Annotated in this window: 1 protein-coding gene; it reads right to left on the reverse strand. The window is 42.7% G+C overall.

What is annotated here, in order from left to right; translation table 11 throughout:
* Positions 1 to 265: 265 nt before the first annotated feature.
* The coding region (locus tag I6E24_RS16755) for a transposase (RefSeq protein WP_235328481.1) at positions 266 to 386 on the reverse strand (121 nt) is incomplete at its 5' end.

The following is a 386-nucleotide window of genomic DNA, read 5'->3' on the forward strand; positions in this document are numbered from 1 at the left end:
ATATTGTCAAGAGGGCTTCGCACCAAACAATTACTCGTAAAGCACGCCTCTTTAGGCTACTGTTGACGGAACAACAGGTTCAGACATCATGCTGAACAATTACTTGTACGACTTCTTGTCGCACGTTTGGTGCAAAATTAGTTTACGGGAGTTGTAAAGGCAGAATGTAAACCTACGCAGAACGCAGAAATAGAGACTGTTAGTGTTAAATGTGCATCAGGTGTCGGGTAATGATTTGGAAGTGCATCTATTTCTGCAATCTGGTTCATCCGACATTTCGCGTGATGCGGCAATCATGGAGTGCATATAACCTTAGCTCAAAGTATCGTTCATCCCTAAATCCGTATGCCGCTCTCTTCAAGACCTTTATCTTGTTGTTGATTCCT

Origin of the sequence: Bacteroides caecigallinarum, from assembly GCF_021530995.1 — a bacterium.
Taxonomy (GTDB): domain Bacteria; phylum Bacteroidota; class Bacteroidia; order Bacteroidales; family Bacteroidaceae; genus Phocaeicola; species Phocaeicola faecigallinarum.